The sequence below is a fragment of the Rhodococcus sp. NPDC058532 genome, assembly GCF_042719255.1.
Classification (GTDB): Bacteria; Actinomycetota; Actinomycetes; order Mycobacteriales; family Mycobacteriaceae; genus Rhodococcus_G.
On record NZ_JBHXNU010000003.1, the window covers coordinates 162,658 to 182,651 of the forward strand.

At 71.3% G+C, this 19,994-nt stretch carries 19 protein-coding genes; 13 read left to right on the forward strand and 6 right to left on the reverse strand.

Going from position 1 to position 19,994, the window contains the following annotated elements; all coding sequences use genetic code 11:
* Positions 1-109: 109 nt before the first annotated feature.
* Entirely contained in the window at positions 110-1,414 is a 1,305-nt protein-coding gene (locus tag ACFWQG_RS05290) for a PQQ-binding-like beta-propeller repeat protein (RefSeq protein ID WP_378506537.1), read from the reverse strand.
* A 260-nt stretch (positions 1,415-1,674) separates the two neighbouring features.
* Here ACFWQG_RS05290 and ACFWQG_RS05295 point away from each other — a divergent pair, with 260 nt between their 5' ends.
* The gene (locus ACFWQG_RS05295; RefSeq protein WP_378506538.1) at positions 1,675-1,935 is read left to right on the forward strand and encodes a hypothetical protein; all 261 of its coding nucleotides are present in this window, start codon (positions 1,675-1,677) and stop codon (positions 1,933-1,935) included.
* A gap of 17 nt (positions 1,936-1,952) precedes the next feature.
* On the forward strand, positions 1,953-2,693 hold the full coding sequence (locus ACFWQG_RS05300) for an acyltransferase (protein WP_378506539.1): 741 nt from the start codon (positions 1,953-1,955) through the stop codon (positions 2,691-2,693).
* Between the two features lie 68 nt (positions 2,694-2,761).
* Here the strand turns inward: ACFWQG_RS05300 and ACFWQG_RS05305 are convergent, their stop codons facing one another.
* From ACFWQG_RS05305 to ACFWQG_RS05315, 3 genes are read right to left on the reverse strand one after another with little or no spacing between them, the layout of a single operon-like run.
* Positions 2,762-4,006, reverse strand: coding sequence for a glycosyltransferase family 4 protein (locus tag ACFWQG_RS05305; RefSeq protein WP_378506540.1), 1,245 nt, complete (start codon positions 4,004-4,006; stop codon positions 2,762-2,764).
* Positions 4,007-4,011: 5 nt separating this feature from the next.
* Positions 4,012-5,526, reverse strand: coding sequence for a 1,4-alpha-glucan branching protein domain-containing protein (locus ACFWQG_RS05310; RefSeq protein WP_378506742.1), 1,515 nt, complete (start codon positions 5,524-5,526; stop codon positions 4,012-4,014).
* A 20-nt stretch (positions 5,527-5,546) separates the two neighbouring features.
* Positions 5,547-6,395: a methyltransferase domain-containing protein gene (locus tag ACFWQG_RS05315; RefSeq protein ID WP_378506541.1), complete on the reverse strand. Its 849-nt coding sequence runs from the start codon at positions 6,393-6,395 to the stop codon at positions 5,547-5,549.
* A gap of 197 nt (positions 6,396-6,592) precedes the next feature.
* On the opposite strand from ACFWQG_RS05315, the gene ACFWQG_RS05320 reads away from it, so the two are divergent.
* The 8 genes from ACFWQG_RS05320 to ligA all read left to right on the forward strand — a co-directional run bounded on the left by ACFWQG_RS05320 (position 6,593) and on the right by ligA (position 15,898).
* On the forward strand, positions 6,593-7,378 hold the full coding sequence (locus ACFWQG_RS05320; protein ID WP_378506542.1) for an electron transfer flavoprotein subunit beta/FixA family protein: 786 nt from the start codon (positions 6,593-6,595) through the stop codon (positions 7,376-7,378).
* Between the two features lie 45 nt (positions 7,379-7,423).
* Positions 7,424-8,377, forward strand: a complete 954-nt coding sequence (locus ACFWQG_RS05325; RefSeq protein ID WP_378506543.1) for an electron transfer flavoprotein subunit alpha/FixB family protein — start codon at positions 7,424-7,426, stop codon at positions 8,375-8,377.
* A 175-nt stretch (positions 8,378-8,552) separates the two neighbouring features.
* A complete protein-coding gene (locus ACFWQG_RS05330) occupies positions 8,553-9,323 on the forward strand; it encodes a GNAT family N-acetyltransferase (protein WP_378506544.1) in 771 nt (256 codons plus the stop codon).
* Positions 9,320-10,201 (forward strand): lysophospholipid acyltransferase family protein, encoded by an 882-nt coding sequence (locus ACFWQG_RS05335; protein ID WP_378506545.1) that lies wholly within the window; start codon positions 9,320-9,322, stop codon positions 10,199-10,201. The genes ACFWQG_RS05330 and ACFWQG_RS05335 overlap by 4 nt, the downstream gene beginning before the upstream one ends.
* Before the next feature lie 63 nt (positions 10,202-10,264).
* Complete coding sequence (locus ACFWQG_RS05340) at positions 10,265-11,542, forward strand: cysteine desulfurase family protein (protein ID WP_378506546.1); 1,278 nt, start codon at positions 10,265-10,267, stop codon at positions 11,540-11,542.
* Positions 11,542-12,648: a tRNA 2-thiouridine(34) synthase MnmA gene (gene mnmA / locus ACFWQG_RS05345; protein ID WP_378506547.1), complete on the forward strand. Its 1,107-nt coding sequence runs from the start codon at positions 11,542-11,544 to the stop codon at positions 12,646-12,648. Before ACFWQG_RS05340 ends, mnmA begins: the two co-directional genes overlap by 1 nt.
* Entirely contained in the window at positions 12,645-13,676 is a 1,032-nt protein-coding gene (locus ACFWQG_RS05350) for a methionine synthase (protein WP_378506548.1), read from the forward strand. Before mnmA ends, ACFWQG_RS05350 begins: the two co-directional genes overlap by 4 nt.
* Positions 13,677-13,774: 98 nt before the next feature.
* The gene (gene ligA, locus ACFWQG_RS05355) at positions 13,775-15,898 is read left to right on the forward strand and encodes an NAD-dependent DNA ligase LigA (RefSeq protein WP_378506549.1); all 2,124 of its coding nucleotides are present in this window, start codon (positions 13,775-13,777) and stop codon (positions 15,896-15,898) included.
* 57 nt (positions 15,899-15,955) lie between these two features.
* Here the strand turns inward: ligA and soxR are convergent, their stop codons facing one another.
* Positions 15,956-16,435, reverse strand: a complete 480-nt coding sequence (gene soxR, locus ACFWQG_RS05360) for a redox-sensitive transcriptional activator SoxR (protein ID WP_378506550.1) — start codon at positions 16,433-16,435, stop codon at positions 15,956-15,958.
* Between the two features lie 285 nt (positions 16,436-16,720).
* On the opposite strand from soxR, the gene ACFWQG_RS05365 reads away from it, so the two are divergent.
* Entirely contained in the window at positions 16,721-17,209 is a 489-nt protein-coding gene (locus tag ACFWQG_RS05365) for a GNAT family N-acetyltransferase (RefSeq protein ID WP_378506551.1), read from the forward strand.
* Between the two features lie 13 nt (positions 17,210-17,222).
* On the opposite strand, the gene ACFWQG_RS05370 is transcribed toward ACFWQG_RS05365, so the two are convergent.
* Positions 17,223-17,873: an amino acid-binding protein gene (locus tag ACFWQG_RS05370; RefSeq protein WP_378506552.1), complete on the reverse strand. Its 651-nt coding sequence runs from the start codon at positions 17,871-17,873 to the stop codon at positions 17,223-17,225.
* A 291-nt stretch (positions 17,874-18,164) separates the two neighbouring features.
* Here ACFWQG_RS05370 and gatC point away from each other — a divergent pair, with 291 nt between their 5' ends.
* Both gatC and gatA read left to right on the forward strand, forming a co-directional pair.
* On the forward strand, positions 18,165-18,464 hold the full coding sequence (gene gatC / locus ACFWQG_RS05375) for an Asp-tRNA(Asn)/Glu-tRNA(Gln) amidotransferase subunit GatC (protein WP_378506553.1): 300 nt from the start codon (positions 18,165-18,167) through the stop codon (positions 18,462-18,464).
* The gene (gene gatA, locus ACFWQG_RS05380) at positions 18,461-19,945 is read left to right on the forward strand and encodes an Asp-tRNA(Asn)/Glu-tRNA(Gln) amidotransferase subunit GatA (protein ID WP_378506554.1); all 1,485 of its coding nucleotides are present in this window, start codon (positions 18,461-18,463) and stop codon (positions 19,943-19,945) included. Before gatC ends, gatA begins: the two co-directional genes overlap by 4 nt.
* Positions 19,946-19,994 lie beyond the last annotated feature (49 nt).

The window sequence follows — 19,994 nt, forward strand, 5'->3', positions numbered from 1 at the left end:
TGGAGGTCGCTATGGCGCGGACTCCCTTCTCCCCCTGTTTTTTTTGGTTTTTTTGCCTTGTTGGGTGTGTGTTTGGGCGCCCTCCCCCCCCCCCCCCCCACGGCCCCGGTCAGGGCGTGAACACGAACAGTTCCCCGATCGCGCTGGAGGTGAGGACCTCGCCGTCCGGCCCGATCGAGGTGCCGACGGGGTAGCCCGACGCGTTCGGCAGCGCGTCCCGGTCGACCGTCTCACCCGTCCCGGTGTCGAAGGTGATCAACGCGAGTCCGTCGGCGCCGTCCCGGACCGTCGTGTAGCCGGTGCCGCCCGCGGTCTGGGCGGGGTCACCCAGATGTCGAAGTTCCTTGCGCTCCCAGGCGATCTCGCCCCGGTCGCCGAGGTCGCGGAGGGCGAGCAGGTGACCGTCGGGCCCGCCTGCGGGGATGATCAGCCCGTCGGCGGAGACGGACGGGCTGCCCGCCGCGACGTATCCGAGGTCCTGCTGCCAGCGGGCGGCTCCGGTGCCTGCGTCGAGCGCGAACAGCACGCCCCTGGTGTCGGTGACGTAGACGGTGGCGCGGTCCGCGGAGAGGACGGGGCTCGATGCGCTGCCGCCGGGGACGACGCCGGACGACCATTCCTCGGTGAGCTGTCCGTCGCGGTATCGCATTGCGACCAGCTCGGCGGCGGGGCGTCCGGGACGCCACACGGTGAGGTAGAAGCGGCCCGTCTCCAGATCGATGGCGGGGGTGTTCGCGACCGGGCACTCCGGTGACGATCCGAGGGCACAGGTGTCGAGGCCCTGGGCGGCGGGCGGCAGGGGAATGTTCTGGCCCTGCTCGATGGTTGGTGCCGGGACCAGCTGATAGGACGGAACGATTTCCTTGCCCGTCTGCGGGCTGAGGACGGAGACGACGCCGAACTGGGTGACGAACAGCACGTTGCCATCCCCGGTGAACTGGGCGGAGATGGGGGTGCCGCTGACAACCGTTCGCCACCGCAACTGCCCCATCTCGGTGAACGAGCTCATCGCGCCGTCCTCGCCGATGTAGACGTTGGTCGCGGTGTCGACGATCGGCGTTGACGCCGCGACGCCGGGGCCGATGCGGGTGCACCAGCGTTTGCGTCCGCTGTCCATCTCGAACGACCAGAGGTTGCAGCCGCGATCGGAACCGGTGGTGGCGAAGATCTGGCCGGTCGACGCCACCGAGGCGGGCGTCGCGGTTGGCGCGCCGAGCGGGCGCGACCAGTCGAACGACACGGATCGGGATCCGGTCACCGGACTGCTGTTGCTGTTGCCTGCGTCCGCGTGCATCGCGGGCCAGCCGGCAGGCGAGTAGATGGCGGTCGCCGGGGAGTCGCTGCCGCAGCCGGCCGCGAGCAGCGCCGACACCGTTGCCAGCGATATCGCTGTCGACCGAAGGACCCGCCGCATTCATCACTCCTCGTGTGGATTTCGCTCGCTGCACACTATCTGGCCGGGGCGGGTGGGGCGTTCACCCGCCCCGTGCTCGGCCGAGCGGAACGCCACCCGATTTGCGGAACTGCAGGCGTGGCATTCATTCACGTGGCGGACAGTGGTTCGAATTTCCGCGCACGGAATGAGTTCGCGAGTTCGGGACGGCGCAATTCCCCGCGACCATTAGTCCGAGAAATTAGCCAATTTGTTGGCCTTATCTGTGATGCAATGGACACATGGGTTCGGCAGGAGCGAAGGTGGGGACGGGTCGGCCCACCGGCGACGTCGACCACCTGCTGGGTACGCCCCTGGCAGGCACCGTGATCGTGGTCGCCCTCATCGTCGGCAGCGCCGCACTGATCGGGGTGATGACCGGCTCGCTCCTTGCCGTTGCGGTGGTCGCGGTCGGCGCGGTGGTGGCGGCCCTGATCCTCGGTGGGCTCGACCGCGTCGGACCCGAATCGGGGCCGGGCCGTGATCGACCTCACCATGGGTGACCGTAGGCTGTCCGGTCATGACCAGCATGTGGGGCGCACCGTTGCGCACGAGGTGGCGTGGATCCCGGCGGACCGACCCGGACCAGGCCAAGTTCCTTACCCGCGACTCCCTCCGGTGGGTGCTCGCGAACAAGGCGTACACGCCGTGGTATCTCGTGCGGTACTACCGCCTCGCGAAGTTCCGGCTTGCCAATCCGCACGTGATCCTGCGCGGCATGGTGTTCCTCGGCAAGCGGGTGGAGATCCACTCGACGCCCGGGCTGTCCCGGCTGGAAATCGGACGCTGGGTTCACATCGGTGACGGCAATGCCATCCGCTGCCACGAGGGTTCGCTCCGCATCGGCGACAAGGTGGTCTTCGGTAAGGACAACGTCGTCAACACCTACCTCGACATCGAGATCGGTGCCTCCACCCTCGTCGCGGACTGGTGCTACATCTGCGACTTCGACCATCGCATGGACGACGTCAACACCCCGATCAAGGATCAGGGCATCGTCAAGGGTCCGGTGCGGATCGGTCCCGACACCTGGATCGCGGCCAAGGTGACGGTGCTGCGCAACACGATCACCGGCCGGGGCTGCGTGCTCGGCGCGCACGCCGTGGTCAAGGGCGAGGTGCCGGACTACAGCATCGCGGTCGGGGCGCCTGCGAAGGTCGTCAAGAACCGCAGGGAGGCGTGGGAGGCCGGTGCCGAGGAGCGGGCGAAGTACATCGCCGCGCTCGAGGACATCGAACGCAAGAAGGCCGCAGCCGGATAGGCGCTGCGCGCCCGTGAGTCCTTGTGGCCTCGATGGGGGCCAGAAGGACTCACGGGCGGCGGAGCCGCCTACCGGCCGGGCAGCGGGCGCTGCGGGATCTCGGGCCTGGCCAGCGGGTGCCGGACCCGGCGCTTGGCGCTCAGATAGACCTGCGCGGTGTCGGTGGCGACCTGATGCCAGTCGAAGTCCTCCGTCAGCCGGTCCCGTGCCGCCCGGGCCCGGAGTTGGGTGGCCGTCGGCTCGTCGAGGGCCTCCCGGACCGCGGAGGTCAGGCCGTCCACGTCACCCGGCTGGAACGACAACCCGGTCACCCCGTCCACGACCGCCTCGCCGAGCCCGCCCGCGGTGGACGCCACCAGCGGTGTGCCCGCGGCCGCGGCCTCGAGTGCGATGATGCCGAACGGCTCGTAGCGGCTGGGCAGCACGATCGCGTCCGCGCCGTGCAACCAGCCGAGCAGTTCGGTGTGGTCGAGCGACCCGAGGAAGTTCACCGACCGCAGCACCCGGTGCGTGCGGGCCTGCTCGCGCAACCACTCGTACTGGGTGCCCTCGCCAGCCACGGCGAGCGTGGTGCCGGGGTGGCTGCGCCGGATCCGGGGCAGCGCCGCGATCACGTCCTGCACGCCCTTCTCGTATTCGAGCCGCCCGACGAACAGCAGCCGGGGCGGACCCGACCGCGGCGCCCGGTCCCGGTAGGTCCAGGTCGCGACGTCGATCCCGTTGCGGATCACCGTGATCGGCGCCAGGTTCGGTCCGTAGAGCTCACTGACCTCCTCCTCCATCGAGGCGGAGCAGGTGATGATCGAGTCGGACTCGTTGGCGAGCCACCACTCCACCGAATGCACCTGACGGTTGATCGTCCCCGACAGCCAGCCGCTGTGCCTGCCCGCCTCGGTGGCGTGCAGCGTCGAGACCAGCGGCACGTCGAAGTACTCGGCCAGCGCGATCGCCGGATGCGCGACCAGCCAGTCGTGGGCGTGCACGACATCGGGCCGCCAGCCCTCGCCGATCCCCGGGCGGGCCAGGCCGACGCCAGCCCGGACCATCGCGTGTCCCATCGCGAGGGTCCACGCCAGCATGTCCTCGCCGAACACGAAGTGCGGGGCGTCCTCGGCGACCGCGACCACCAGGACACCCTCCGAGATGTGGGTGATCGTCGGATGGGTGGAGGCGTCGGTGCCGGTGGGCCTGCGCGAGAGCACGACCACCTCGTGTCCGGCCGCGGCCAGCTCGGTCGCCAGGTGATGGACGTGCCTGCCGAGGCCGCCGACGACCACGGGCGGGTACTCCCACGACACGATCAGAACCTTCATCTCCGTCACCCCTCCGCGACGTCGTCGGGCAGTCGGCGCGCATCGAGGCCGGGGAACAGCCCGTCCGCGTTGTTCCATCCGGCGGCGAGCCGGTCCGCGCGGTCGGCGTGCCCGGACGCGACCGCGTCGGCGATCTCCCTGGTGGCGTGCGCGTGCTTGTGGGCGCGGTCGCGCGCGTACCCCGCCGCCGAGTCCTTGCTCACCATGAACGCCCAGTCGCTCTGGACGGTCATGATCGCCTCCCGCAGGATCTGGTCGTTGGCCCGGTCGCGCACCGCACGACGGCCCGCGGACCCGCGGGCCTTGTCGACGGTGTCCAGCGCCGTCTGCACGACCTCGGCGTTCAGCTGCACCAGGTCGGCAACCTGGTCGCCCGCCCACACCCGCCAGTCCTTGCCGCTGCCCCATGACGAGTCGGCGAGATCGACGGGTGCACCGACGTACCCGCGGTCCCGGGCCTGCGACAGCGTGCCGACGTCGACCCCGGCCTCGGGCAGCGCGCGGAGCACCTTCTCCAGCCACTGCGGTCCCTCGAACCACCAGTGCCCGAACAGTTCGGTGTCGAACGCGGCGACGACGAGGGCGTCCCTTCCGGTCCGGTTGTGTTCGCTGTGGATCCGGTCGACGACGGTGGCGACGAAGTCGTCGACGTGCCGGTCGACGGCCGCCGCCGCCAGCTCCGGGTCGTACGGCGCCTTGTCCTTCGAGTCGACGGTTTTGCCGGTGACCCGGGACGGCTTGAGCCCGGTGTCGTGGTCGTAGGTGTGGAAGTCGCGGTACGCGCCGTGCCCGGGGTAGCCGGATTTCGGTGACCACACCCGGTAGGACACCTGCAGGTCGCGCCCGAACGCGACCACGTCCGAGTCGCGGACCGGCCGCCCCACCGAGGTATCACCGCGCAGCGACGGCCCGTCCACCATGAAGTGGGTGACGCCGGCGTCCGCGTACTCGACCTCCATCCCCGGGGTGTAACCGCACTCCGGCGCCCAGATCCCGGACGGCCTCGTGCCCCACCGCATTCGCGCGTCCTCAAGGCCCTCCCCGAGTTCGAATCGACGCAGCCGCGGATGCAGCAACGGCTGGAACGGGTGGGCCAGCGGACCGCCGAGGAGTTCGATCGTCGAGTCGTCGATCAACCGGCGCAGCACCGGGGAGGCGCCGTGCCGCCACCGCTCCTCGAAGTCGGCGAGGGCCTGTGCGGCGAGCCGGTGCTCGCGGGCACCGAGGTCGCGGCGGGCGCGGCCGGGCATCAACGCCGCCTCGTTGGCGCGCAACTGCCAGTTGCCGAGCCAGTGGTGCATGCCGTCGAGACTGTGCGGGTCGTCCAGCATCGCGGCGAGGACCGGGGTGATGCCGAGGGTGAGCAGGTTCTCCCGACCCTCGGCGGCGAGGGTCCGCAGCACCCGGGTCACCGGCAGGTAGGTCGCCGCCCACGACTGGTAAAGCCATTCCTCGCCGACCGGCCATCGGCCGTGGTTGGCCAGCCACGGCAGATGGGAATGCAGAACGAGGGCGAACATGCCCGGCTGGCGGGGGGCGCTCACGTGTGCGCGCCGGGTTTGCGGGCCACCGCGACCAGGTCGAGGCTGGCGTCGATGTCGGCCTCGGTGAGGGTGAAGTCGTCGATCGTGATCGACTCCACGTCCCGGACCAGGTCCGCGGGCCAGGGTTCGCCCGCGAGGGCGCGGTCGATCTGGGCGTCGATGAACGATCCGCCGTGCTCGGCGTCGAGGTCGCGCAGCCGGGGCCCGTGGTGCACGCCGGTCATCGTCGTCACCTCGAAGCCGGCCTGCTCGAGCAGTTCGGTGAGTTCCGCCGCGTTCAGTTCCCTGGTGTGGAATGGGTTGAGCGGGGTGTCCCGGCCGGGGGAGAAGGTGATCCGGTTCGGGGTGCTGATCAGCAGCTCGCCGCCCGGGGTCAGCACCCGGAAGCATTCCGCGAGGAACTGTGCCTGGTCCCAGAGGTGTTCGATGACCTGGAAGTTGACGACCGCCCCGACGGAGGCGTCGTCGAGGGGGAGGTCCGCGAGGTTGCCCTGCCGCATGTCGATGCGCGGGTAGCGCGCGCGCACGTGCTCGACCGCGGACGCGTCATAGTCCAGGCCGATGACCTGCCGCGCGACGTCGGCGATCATGTTGGCGCCGTACCCCTCCCCGGAGCCAGCCTCGAGGACGATCCGCCCGGAACAACGATCGAGGAGCCGCTGGTACACCACCTCGTGGCGGCGGAACCAGTAGTTCTCCTCGGGCACGCCGGGGACGGTGCGCTCGCCGGTCAGCGGCAGGGTCGCGTGGTCGCCGGTCGTGGCGGTGGTCGGTGCAGAAGAGTCGCTCACCGCTGCCAATTTACTGCCACGTGTTCCACCGCGGGTCGCGGTGGTCCAGATCACAGGCCCCGCGCGGTCGTTCGGGTCGTTCCGGCAGGGCATTTCCACACTAAGTTACCCACTGGTAACTTAGTGTGTTGTAGTGTGACGCACGGTCATCGTGCGAAGTAGATGAATACCCGAGAGCTCGGCCACCGCGGAGCCGCTCGCTGAGAAGACAGACAGCTGAGAAGACAGACACAGGAGGTCGACGAAGACCCATGACGAACATCGTCGTTTTGATCAAGCAGGTTCCCGATACCTGGTCCGAGCGCAAGCTCACCGACGGTGACTTCACGCTCGACCGTGAGGCCGCGGATGCCGTGCTCGACGAGATCAACGAGCGCGCCGTCGAAGAGGCACTGCTCATCAAGGAGGCCCAGGGCGGCGAGGTGACCGTGCTGTCCGCCGGTCCCGACCGCGCCACCGACGCCATCCGCAAGGCGCTGTCCATGGGTGCCGACAAGGCCATCCACCTCAATGACCCGGCCCTGCACGGCTCGGACGCGATCCAGACCGCGTACGCGCTCGCCGCGGCGCTCGGCCAGATCGAGGGCGTCGAGCTGGTCATCGCGGGCAACGAGGCCACCGACGGTCGTGCCGGTGCGGTCCCCGCGATCATCGCCGAGTACCTGGGCCTGCCGCAGCTGACCCACCTGCGCAAGCTGACCATCGCGGATGGCAAGGCCACTGGCGAGCGGGAGACCGACGAGGGCGTCTTCGCGCTCGAGGCGCCGCTGCCCGCGATCGTCTCGGTCACCGAGAAGATCAACGAGCCCCGCTTCCCGTCCTTCAAGGGCATCATGGCCGCGAAGAAGAAGGAAGTTCAGGTCCTCACGCTGGCCGAGATCGGCCTCGACCCGGCCATCTTCGGTGTCGAGAACGCCGCAACCACGGTCACCGCGTCCACCCCGAAGCCCCCGCGTACCGCTGGCGAGCGCATCACCGACGAGGGGGAGGGCGGCAACCAGATCGCCGCCTACCTGGTCGGTCAGAAGATCATCTGATCCGCGCCCCCCAACCAGCAGACACACACGTAGGAGAAGGAAGCAATGGCTGAAGTACTTGTGCTCGTCGAGCACGCCGAGGGCGCGCTCAAGAAGGTCAGCACCGAGCTGATCACCGCCGCCCGTGCCCTGGGCGAGCCCGCGGCCGTCGTCGCGGGCCCCGCCGGGACCGCGGACAAGCTGCAGGACGCGCTCGCCGCCGCCGGCGCCGCGAAGGTGTACGCCGCCGAGTCCGACGACATCGACGGCTACCTGATCACCCCGAAGGTCGACGTTCTCGCCGCGCTGGTCGAGTCCGTCTCCCCGGCCGCCGTCCTGACCGCCGCCTCCACCGAGGGCAAGGAGGTGTCCGGTCGGCTCGCCGCGCGCATCGGCTCCGGCCTGCTCGTCGACGTCATCGACGTCAAGGCCGACGGTGTCGTCCATTCCATCTTCGGTGGCGCGTTCACCGTCGATGCCAAGGCCAACGGCGAGGTCCCGGTCATCTCGGTCCGCCCGGGTGCCGTCGAGGCCGCCCCGCAGGCGGGTGCCGCCGAGCGCGTCGCGGTTGACGTCCCGGCGCAGGAGGAGAACGCCGTCAAGGTGACCTCCCGCCAGCCGATCGTCGGTGGCGACCGCCCGGAGCTCACCGAGGCGTCCGTCGTCGTCTCCGGTGGCCGCGGTGTCGGCTCGGCCGAGAAGTTCTCGGTCGTCGAGGAGCTCGCCGACGCGCTCGGTGCCGCGGTCGGCGCCTCGCGTGCCGCCGTCGACTCGGGCTACTACCCGGGCCAGTTCCAGGTGGGTCAGACCGGTAAGACGGTCTCCCCGCAGCTGTACATCGCGCTCGGCATCTCCGGCGCCATCCAGCACCGCGCGGGCATGCAGACCTCGAAGACCATCGTCGCGGTCAACAAGGACGAAGAGGCCCCGATCTTCGAGATCGCGGACTACGGCATCGTCGGTGACCTGTTCAACGTCGCCCCGCAGCTCACCGAGGCCGTCAAGGCGCACAAGGGCTGAGTCGCGCTCCGCGCACCGTGCGTGATTTCTACCCCGACCGGGGTAAAAATCACGCACGGTTGCAGTGGCCCCGCTCCCGATGGGGGCGGGGCCGCCGCTGTTTCTTCACCCCGCTGCCATCGACGCGACACGTCGGTGACGCCGGGACGCCTCCCGCCGCGTCGACGCTGATGGCATGACCGTCACCGAGGTCCAGGCCACCGGCCGCTATTCGCTGCACCTGTCCTCCGACCGCGAACACCGGGACGCCGCGCAACGGTTGCGGCACACCGTGTTCGCCGCGGAGCCGGGATTCGTCCATGATGCCGCCGACGGACGCGAGGCCGACCGGTTCGACGAGTACTGCGAGCACCTGCTGGTACGCGACGAGATCACCGATGAGACCGTCGGCTGCTACCGGATACTCACCGCGGATGCCGCACGTGCGGCCGGGGGGTGGTACACCGCAACGGAATTCGACATCTCCGCCCTCGCCCCGCTGCACGGCGAGATGGTCGAGTTGGGGCGTGCGTGTGTGCACCCCGGGCACCGCAACGGGGCGGTCCTCGCGATGATGTGGGCGGGGATGCTGAATTACCTCGACCTCGCCGGTCCCCGGTGGGCGCTCGGGTGCGTGTCGGTGCCGATGCGGATGCCGGGCGACGCGGACGACGGCGCGAACGTCCGGGCGGTCCGCGACCGTCTGCTCGCCGAGCACGCGAGCCCGCCGAATCGTCGGGTCCGCCCGCTGCGCCCGGTTCCCGGGATGGCCGGGCCCGCGCCCACCGCCCGGCCGGTGCTGCCGCCGCTGTTGCGCGGCTACCTGCGGCTCGGTGCCCGGATTTGCGGGGAGCCCGCCCACGACCCGGGCTTCGGCGTCGCCGACTTCGTCGCGCTGCTCGGCGCGCACGACGTCGACCCGCGCTACCTGCAGCGGCTGCGGTCGGTTCCGGTGACGGTGCGATGACCCACGCCTGGATGCCGTCCAGCCCGTGCGGCGACGGGTGCGTCAGCGACCACGGCCGCCGCGCTGGCCCGGTGCGCACCGGGCTCCGGTGCGTGGGGGTGGCGGTGCTGGTGTCCGGGTTGCCGGTTCTCGTGGCCTCCGCGGCCCTGCCACCGCGGTGGCGATCCGGACTGCATCGCGGCTACGCCCGTTCGGTGCTGCGGATCCTCGGGCTGCGACTGCGGGTTCGCGACGAGCGGGACCCCGCCCCGGGTGCCGGGGGAGTGCTCGTCGTCGCCGCACACGTCTCCTGGCTGGACGTGCTCGCGTTGACCGCCGTCGACCCCGGCACCTACGTCGCCCGCGCGGACCTGCTCGACTGGCCGCTGATCGGGCCGCTCACCCGGCGCCTGCGGGTGGTGCCGATCGACCGGGCGCGGCTGCGTGCGCTGCCCGCCGTCGTCGACGAGGTCACCGCGCTGCTGCGCCGAGGGCGGCGCGTCGTCGTGTTCCCCGAGGGCACCACCTGGTGCGGGCGGGCCGGTGGCCGCCTGCGGCCCGCCCTGTTCCAGGCCGCGATCGACGCGGGCACACCGGTCGCCCCCGTCGCGCTGCGGTACGTCGGGCCGGGCGGGCCGGCGACCGGGGCCTGCTTCGTCGGCGAGCAGACCCTCGTCGGCTCGCTGGTTCGGGTGGTCCGGCTGCGCGACGTGCACATCGACGTCCGGCTGGCCCCGCTCCAACGGCCCGGCACCGACCGGCGGGAACTGGCGACCCGCTGCGAGCGACTCGTCCGGGGCGGGCATGGACCGTTCCGGAACGGCGGGAGCCCGACCGGTTCGTCGTCCGCCGACGCGGCGCCCCCCGCGGGGGCGGTCCGCTCACCGGTCGCCGCCTGAACCCGCCTACCTGCACGGTCGGCGTCCGGCACCCGATCGGCGACGGGCTATCCTGGTCGGGTCATGACTTCGCCCCGCCCCCACTCCACCGGAGCCGGTGAACCCGATCGCGCGCCAGCACCGCGATCCGCGCCGGTGTACCTCGATCACGCCGCAACCACGCCGATGTTGCCGGAGGCGATCGCCGCGATGAGCGCCGTGCTCGCCACGGTCGGCAACGCGTCCTCACTGCACGGTTCCGGGCGGGCGGCCCGCCGCCGGGTCGAGGAGTCGCGGGAGTCGATCGCCGCCGACCTCGGGGCCCGGCCGTCGGAGGTCATCTTCACCTCGGGCGGTACCGAATCCGACAACCTTGCCGTCAAGGGCATCTACTGGGCTCGCCGCGACGCCGACCCGCGACGCAGGCGGATCGTAACCAGCACCGTCGAGCACCACGCGGTGCTCGACGCGGTGGAGTGGCTCGCCGCGCACGAGGGCGCCGAGATCACCTGGCTGCCGGTCGACGCCGACTGCCGCGTGGACCCCGCGGATCTGCGCCGGGAACTCGAGGCGCACGCCGACGAGACCGCGTTGGTCACCGTCATGTGGGCGAACAACGAAGTCGGGTCGGTCATGCCGATCGCTGAACTTGCGTCTATTGCAGCAGGATTCGGCGTGCCGATGCACAGTGATGCGGTCCAGGCCGCCGCGCAGCTGTCGGTCGACTTCGCCGCAAGCGGACTGTCCGCACTCAGCGTGGCCGCGCACAAGTTCGGTGGCCCGCACGGGGCCGGAGCGCTGCTCCTCGGCCGTCAGGTGCCGTGCGTTCCGCTGCTGCACGGCGGCGGGCACGAACGGGACCTGCGCGCGGGCACACTCGACACGGCGGCCACCGTCGCGTCCGCGGCGGCACTGCGGACGATGGTGTCGGACAGGGAGTTCCGTGCCGCGGAGCTCGCTCGTCTGCGTGACCGGCTGGTCGACGGCGTGCGGGCGGTTGTTCCGGACGCGGTGCTCAACGGCCCGCTCGGAGCCGACCGGCTGCCGGGCAACGCGCACTTCACCTTCCCCGGCTGCGAGGGCGACTCGCTGCTGATGCTGCTGGACGCGTCCGGCGTCGAGTGTTCGACCGGATCCGCATGCACGGCCGGGGTGGCCCGCGCCAGTCACGTGCTGATCGCGATGGGGATCGACCCCAGGATCGCGCGCGGGTCGCTGCGTTTCTCGCTCGGGCACACGTCCACCGATGCCGACGTCGACGCGTTGCTGGCGGCACTGCCGCAGGTCGTCGACCGGGCCCGCGCCGCGGGGATGGCCGGGGCCGGGTCACGGCGACTTCAGGGCACGAGAGGATCACACTGATGCGGGTACTGGCGGCGATGAGCGGTGGTGTCGACTCCGCGGTGGCCGCGGCGCGAGCGGTCGAGGCCGGACACGAGGTCGTCGGCGTCCACCTTGCGCTGTCGACGGCCCCGGGCACCCTGCGCACGGGATCGCGGGGCTGCTGCTCGAAGGAGGACGCGGGCGATGCGCGCCGCGCCGCGGACGTGCTCGGAATTCCGTTCTACGTCTGGGATTTCGCCGATCAGTTCAAGGAAGACGTGATCGACGACTTCGTCGCCGCCTACGCGGCGGGGGAGACGCCGAACCCGTGCCTGCGGTGCAACGAGAAGATCAAGTTCGCCGCGCTCGCCGACCGGGCCATGGCACTCGGATTCGACGCGGTCGCCACCGGGCACTATGCGCGACTCGCCGACGGCGTCCTGCGGCGCGCCGTGGACGCGGACAAGGACCAGTCGTACGTGCTGGGGGTACTGACCGCCGAGCAGCTGTCCCGCGCAATGTTCCCGGTCGGGGACACTCCGAAGCCGCGGATCCGGGAGGAGGCCGCCGCGCGCGGGCTCGCGGTCGCGGACAAGCCCGACAGCCACGACATCTGCTTCATTCCGTCCGGGGACACCCGGGCGTTCCTCGGCGCGAAGATCGGGGTGCGCCCGGGCAAGGTGGTCGACGCCGACACCGGCGCCGAACTCGCCGACCACGACGGCGTGCACGGGTTCACGATCGGCCAGCGCAAGGGGCTCGGTGTCGCGGGACCCGCCGCCGACGGGCGCCCGCGCTACGTCACCGCGATCGAACCGGACACCGGGACCGTGCGGGTCGGGTCCGCGGAACGCCTCCAGGTGTGGACGATCCGCGCCGAGCGGCCGATCTGGACGTCCGGGTCCGCGCCTGCCGGTCCCGTCGAGTGCACCGTGCAGGTGCGCGCGCACGGCGGGCTGGCGGAGGCGGTCGCGGAGCAGGTCGACGGCGGCCTCGAGGTGCGACTGCGCGAGCCCCTGACCGGTGTCGCCAGGGGGCAGGCGGTGGTGCTGTACCGCCGCGACTCCGCCGGTGACATCGTGCTCGGCAGTGGCACCATCGCCGGGGCCGGCGGTTCGGGCGAGCCCGACAGCGAATTGCGTTGACCGACACGGTGTTCCCGGTCGGCGTCGCGACGGGAGTAGGGTCCTGGCCCGGCGTCGACCCGCGCGAGGCCGCGGCCGTCGTCGTCGGTGAGGCCGCGCAGCTGCCGCACCTGGTTGAGCTGCCTGCGCGTGGTCTCGGCGCCGACATGATCGGTCGGGCCGCGGCCCTGCTCGTCGACCTGCCGCTGGACACCTCCACCACCGGCTACCGGGTCGCGCAGCGGACCGGACCGGTCACCCGACTTGCGCGGGACCTGCTCGCCCGCGACCTCGACGCCCTCGAGGAGGCGTGGGAGCTGGCCGGTCGCCGCGGCAGTGAGCAGCCGGTGAAGGTCCAGGCCGTCGGACCGCTGACGCTGGCGTCGCAGCTGGAACTCGTCGGGGGGCACCGCGCGCTCACCGACCCCGGTGCGCTCCGGGATCTCACCGAATCGTTGGCCGAGGGCCTGCGCGGGCACGTTGCCGAGGTGCGGCGGCGCCTGGGTTCCCCGGTGCTGGTCCAGCTCGACGAGCCGGGACTCCGGTCGGTGCTGGACGGGACGCTGACCGGGGTGTCGATCCTGCAGACGCCGCGAGCCCTGCCAGAACCGGAGGCCCTCGCGGTCCTCCAGCAGGCGATCGCGACGGTGCCGGTCCCGGTCCTCGTGCACTGCTGCGCCGCGTCGCCCCCGCTGGACCTGCTGCGCCGCAGCGGCGCAGCCATGGTGGGGCTGGATGCGGGTGTGCTGCGGGCCGCGGACCTGGACGGGGTCGGCGAACTGCTCGACTCCGGGCTGTCGCTGGCGCTGGGCCTGGTTCCGACCGCGGCACCGGAGCGGACGCCGTCCTGGCGTGAACTCGCCCGGCCCGCGGCGGTCCTCGTCGACCGTCTCGGCTTCCCCCGCTCCGCCCTCGCCGAGCGCGTCCTCGTCACCCCGGCCTGCGGGCTTGCCGGTGCGAGCGGCGCCTGGTCCCGCGAGGCGCTGCGCCGTTCCGCCGAGATCGCGCGCGCCTTCGCCGACGGCGCGGACCTCACCGCGAAGGATTGAATGGGGGTTCATGGGCCATCCGGGCGCAGGAAGTGGCACGTGAACCCCCGTTCAACGCATGGGGCGGGGTGTCGGTGGGCTGGGATAGCCTTTCTGGCGTGACGGAGAACGTGGCAGCTGCGGCCGACCCCGACCGAGACGTCGAGTCAGCGACCGCCGAGGAACGCGACGAGTGGCAGCGGCTCGCGGAGGAGGTGCGCGAGCATCAGTTCCGTTACTACGTTAAGGATGCACCGACCATTACCGACGGTGAGTTCGACGCGTTGCTGCGGCAGCTCACCGACCTGGAGGAGCGGCGTCCCGAACTGCGGGCCGCCGATTCGCCGACCCAGCTCGTCGGCGGCGGCTTCGCGACCGAGTTCACCGCCGTGGACCATCTCGAGCGAATGCTCAGTCTCGACAACGTCTTCGACGAGGCCGAACTGCGGGCCTGGATCGCACGGATCGAGGGGGAGCTGCCGGGTGACGCGGCGCCGCACTACCTGTGCGAGGTGAAGATCGACGGGGTCGCCCTGAATCTGGTGTATGAGAACGGACGACTGGTCCGTGCCGCCACCCGCGGTGACGGCCGCACCGGTGAGGACGTCACCCTGAACGCCCGCACCATCGACGACATCCCCCACACCCTCACCGCGAGCACGGAGTATCCGATCCCGGCCCTGCTCGAGGTGCGCGGCGAGGTGTTCTTCCGGCTCGAGGACTTCGCGGCGCTCAACGCCTCCCTCGTGGCGGAGGGCAAGGCGCCGTTCGCGAACCCCCGCAACTCCGCGGCCGGGTCGCTGCGGCAGAAGAATCCGGCGGTCACCGCGAAGCGCAGGCTCGGGATGATCTGCCACGGACTCGGCCGCACGGAGGGCTTCGAACCGGTCAGCCAGCACGACGGCTACACCGCCCTCGCCGCCTGGGGGCTGCCGGTCTCCACGCACACCGCGCGGGTGCAGGGCGCGGACGCGGTGGTTGCCAGGGTCGGCTACTGGGACGAGCACCGGCACGACGTCGAGCATGAGATAGACGGCCTGGTCGTCAAGGTCGACGAGATGTCGTTGCACCGCAGGCTCGGCGCGACCTCCCGGGCCCCGCGGTGGGCGATCGCCTACAAGTATCCGCCGGAGGAGGCGACCACCAGGCTGCTCGACATCCGGGTCAGCGTCGGTCGCACCGGCCGCGTCACCCCGTTCGCGTACATGGAACCGGTCACCGTCGCCGGGTCGACGGTGTCCCTGGCGACGCTGCACAACGGGTCGGAGGTCAGGCGCAAGGGCGTGCTGATCGGGGATACCGTGGTGATCCGCAAGGCGGGCGAGGTGATTCCGGAGGTGCTTGGCCCGGTGGTGGATCTGCGGGACGGCACCGAACGCGAGTTCGTGATGCCGACCCACTGCCCGGAGTGCGGCACCGAGCTCGCCCCGGCGAAGGAGGGCGACGCCGACATCCGCTGCCCCAACCAGCGGTCCTGCCCGGCCCAGCTGCGGGAACGGGTGTTCCACGTCGCCGGGCGCGGCGCATTCGACATCGAGGTCCTCGGCTACGAGGCCGCGACCGCGCTGCTCGAGGCGGGCGTGATCGGGGACGAGGGCGACCTGTTCGCCCTCACCGCCGACGAGCTGATGCGGACGGCGCTGTTCACCACCAAGGCGGGCACGCTGTCCGCGAATGGGAAGCGGTTGCTCGACAACCTCGACCGCTCGAAGACGCAGCCGCTGTGGCGGGTGCTGGTCGCCCTGTCGATCCGGCACGTCGGCCCGACCGCGGCCCGCGCGCTTGCGTCGGCGTTCGGCAGCCTGGCACGGATCGAGGCGGCGTCGGTGGAGGAGCTCGCCGCGGTCGACGGTGTCGGCGGCACGATCGCGGCGGCCGTCGTCGAATGGTTCGGCGTCGACTGGCACCGTCGGATCGTCGAGAAGTGGCGCGCGGCGGGCGTGTCGATGGAGGACGAACGCGACGAGTCGATCGAGCGCACGCTGGAGGGCCTGTCGATCGTCGTCACCGGGTCGCTGGTCGGGTTCACCCGGGACGGTGCGAAGGAGGCGATCCTGCAGCGCGGCGGCAAGGCGGCCGGATCGGTGTCCAAGAAGACGGCGTTCGTCGTCATCGGCGACGCTCCCGGATCGAAGGCGGACAAGGCGGAACAGCTGGGGGTGCCGATCCTCGACGAGGCGGGATTCGTTCGGCTGCTCGACGGTGGGCCCGCTGCCGTCGCGCCCACCGACACCGACGGGTGACCCGCCGATCGTCGGCGGGTCCGCACCGGATCCTATGGGCGGCACCGTGATTCGGCCCTAGTGATGGCCGTGGTGACCGCCGTCGTCGCGGTGCAGTGCCTCGGGGAGGAAGGCGGCGCCGGGTCCGTAGGTCGCGGCGGCGTCGTTCGGATTGGACAGCGCGCAGGTCTGCAGGGACAGGCACCCGCAGCCGATGCACGACTCCAGGCCGTCGCGGAGCGCCTCGAGTGCCTCGATCTGCTCCTCGATGCGACCACGCCAGCTCCGGGACACCCGCGCCCAGTCGGACCGGGTTGGTGCGCGGCCGCCGGGGAGGGTGCTCATCGTGGCGGCGATCTCGTCGAGGGTGAGCCCGATGCCGCGGGCCGCCCGAATGAACGCGATCTTGCGGAGCACACTGCGTTGATAGCGGCGCTGATTCCCGGTCGTGCGGGTGCTCTCGATCAGGCCCTGGGTCTCGTAGTAGCGCAACGCGGACGGCGCGAGCCCGCTGCGTTCGGACACCTCGCCGACGGTCAGCAGATCCGTGGTGCGCACCCGCGCCTCCCTCTTCCCGGCAGATGAAGTCGACTTCAGCTTCCGCTTCGGGCGGCCGCGCGGCAAGGTGAACGCCCTCACACCGCGGCGAGCCCGGTGGTGAACATCACGCGCCGGCCCGGACCCGCCGTGGGCGGGTGCGCGCCGCCGCGTCACAGGTTGCGTTTGTGCAGGTCAATGCGGTTTGGGCGGGGGTGGGGGAGCCTTCGGGGGAGGGGCGACGCGCCGTGACCTGCGTGTCCGAGGTGCTTGAGGCCGGTGTCGGGGTGCTGCGATAGTGACGCCATGATCACCGTGCGCCCCGCCGACCCCGCCGACTTCGACGCCGTGGCCGCGCTGACCGTCGACTCCTACGTCGGGGGCGGATTCGTCGCCGAGACCAGCACGTACGTCGAGCGATTGCGCGACACCGCGTCCCGAGCCGAGGACGCCGAGGTCCTGGTCGCCGAATGGGACGGCGAGGTCGTCGGCTCGGTCACCATCGCCGAACCGGGCAGCCCGTTCGCCGACGTGGCCCGGCCCGGCGAACTCGAGTTCCGGATGCTCGCGGTCTCGTCCGCGGCCCGCGGCAAGGGGGCCGGCTCGGCGCTGGTCCGGCACGTCCTCGACACCGCATATGACCGCGGATTGCAGGCGGTGGTGCTCTCCACCGAGCCCGAGATGATCGAGGCCCGCCGCATCTACGATCGCAACGACTTCGTGCCTGCCCCGGAACGCGACTGGGCGCCCGCGCCCGGCGCCGACCTCACCGTCCTGGTCCGCGAGATCGTCTGACCGGTCGGGCGGATCAGCCCAACACGGTCGCGACGATGCCCGCGAGATAGCCGAGCCTGGCGACCTCGGACGGGCGGAACTCCGGGCCACCGGAGCGTCCCAGCATCAGCACCCGCCCCGACGAGCCGAGCGGCGCGGCGGCGAGGGTCGTGTCCATGTCCCGCCAGATCCCCGGCACCCAGTCGGCGCCGCCGTCGAGGATCGTCGGCTTCCGCAGTGGCATCCACGGCACGTCACCGGCATGCGTCTCCGGGGCGCCCGTGCTGCCGACGACCCGGAACGCGCCGTGCGGACCGACCCCGACCACGGTCGCCCAGCTGACCCGCAGCACCCGGGCGGCACCGTCGACCAGCACCTGCAGACGGTCGTCGCGGGCGGTCGCGACCTGGTCGATCAGTTCCAGCTCACGGTGGGTGTCGAGCAGGCCGGTGTAGGGGCGGATCGAGTCGACCCGCACCCCCGACAGGTGCTCGGCCGCGGTGATGAGGGTGTCCGGCAGCGACCCGTGCGCGACATCGACGACGAGATCATCGACGGCGAACCCCGAGCCCCGCTCGACCACGTCGAGGGAGAGGATGTCCGCGCCGACGGAACCGAGTGCAACGGCCAGTGCGCCCAGGCTGCCGGGTCGATCGGGTAGCTGGACACGCAATAGGTACGACACGGAATTCCTTTGTCACGACTGTTCGCCGTCGGCGAGGCCGCTCGGCCACCGGCGAACGGGAGTCGTCGATGCCCCCGCGCGAACCATCCTTCCATCACGGACGGACTCCGCGGCGGCGCGTGCGGCCGCGACGGGTCAGCCCTGCTCGCAGCGGAACCGTCACAGCGGCGGACATCGAGACGTTCCTGCGTCGAAACGGATCGGCCGCCCCGGGCGCTGCGTGCAGCCGGTTCCGGCGCAGCCGATAGGCTGGGGCGGATCTCCTGACGCCGACCTGAAAGGGGCCCACGGGTGCCTGCCATCTCCCGCGACGAGGTTGCTCACCTCGCCCGGCTGTCCCGGCTCGCGCTGTCCGACGCCGAACTCGACGAGTTCGCCGGCCAGCTCGATTCGATTCTCAGCCACGTCAAGACCGTCGCGGAGGTCGCCGCGGACGACGTCCCGCCGACCGCGAACCCGTACGCGCTGCTCAACGTGACCCGCCCCGACGTGGTGGTGCCGGGACTGACGCCCGAGCAGGCGCTGTCCGGTGCGCCCGCCGTCGAGCAGGAGCGTTTCGCCGTCCCGCAGATCCTGGGAGAAGAGCAGTGACCGCCGACCTGACCACCCTCGACGCCGCCGTCCTCGCGTCGAAGATCCACGCCCGCGAGGTGTCCTCCGTCGAGGTCACCCAGGCGCACCTGGACCGGATCGCCGCCGTCGACGGCGAGTACAACGCGTTCCTGCACGTCTCCGGTGACGCGGCGCTGACCGCGGCGAAGCAGGTCGATGAGGCGTTGGCCGCGGGTGGGGCCCCTGCCTCGCCGCTGGCGGGCGTCCCGCTGGCACTCAAGGACGTCTTCACCACCACCGACGCGCCAACCACCTGCGGGTCGAAGATTCTCGAGGGTTGGGTCGCGCCGTACGACGCGACGCTCACCACGAAGCTGCGCGCGGCCGGGATCCCGGTCCTCGGCAAGACGAACATGGACGAGTTCGCGATGGGCTCGTCGACGGAGAACTCCGCGTACGGTCCGACCAGGAACCCATGGGACACCGGCCGGATCCCCGGCGGTTCCGGCGGCGGCAGTGCCGCGGCGCTGGCGTCGAATCAGGCGCCGCTCGCGATCGGCACCGACACCGGCGGCTCGATCCGGCAGCCCGCAGCGGTGACCGCGACGGTCGGGACCAAGCCGACCTACGGCACCGTCTCCCGGTTCGGTCTCGTCGCCTGCGCGTCCTCGCTGGACCAGGGCGGCCCGTGTGGCCGCACCGTCCTGGACACCGCGCTGCTGCACGAGGTGATCGCCGGACACGACCCGCGCGACTCCACCTCCATCGACGCCCCGGTCCGTCCCGTCGTCGAGGCGGCCCGCCGCGGCGCGACCGGCGACCTGACGGGCGTTCGCGTTGGCGTCGTGAAGGAACTGCACTCGGACAGCTACCAGCCAGGCGTCCTCTCCTCGTTCGATGCCGCCGTCACGCAGCTGACCGACCTCGGTGCCGAGGTGGTCGAGGTGTCCTGCCCGAACTTCCTGCACGCGCTGGCCGCCTACTACCTGATCCTGCCGAGCGAGGTGTCCTCCAACCTGGCCCGGTTCGATGCGATGCGCTACGGAATGCGGGTCGACGACGGCACCATGAGCGCCGACCAGGTGATGGCCGCGACCCGCGCCGCCGGTTTCGGCAAGGAGGTCAAGCGGCGCATCATGATTGGCACCTACGCGCTGTCGTCGGGCTACTACGACGCCTACTACGGCTCCGCGCTCAAGGTGCGCACCCTGATCGCCCGCGACTTCGACGCCGCCTACGAGAAGGTCGACGTCCTCGTCTCGCCGACCAGCCCGTTCACCCCGTGGAAGCTGGGGGAGAAGGTGGACGACCCGCTGGCGATGTACCTGTCCGACCTGTGCACCCTGCCGACCAACCTGGCCGGCCATTGCGCGATGTCGGTGCCGTCCGGGTTGTCCGCGGACGACAACCTGCCGGTCGGCCTGCAGATCATGGCCCCGGCACTCGCCGACGAACGGCTCTACCGGGTCGGTGCCGCGTACGAGGCCGCCCGCGGACCGATCGGCTCGCCCGTCGCCTGACCGTGTTCGACCGGCTCGGCCCGGACCCCGCCATCGGGGCCCGGGCCGA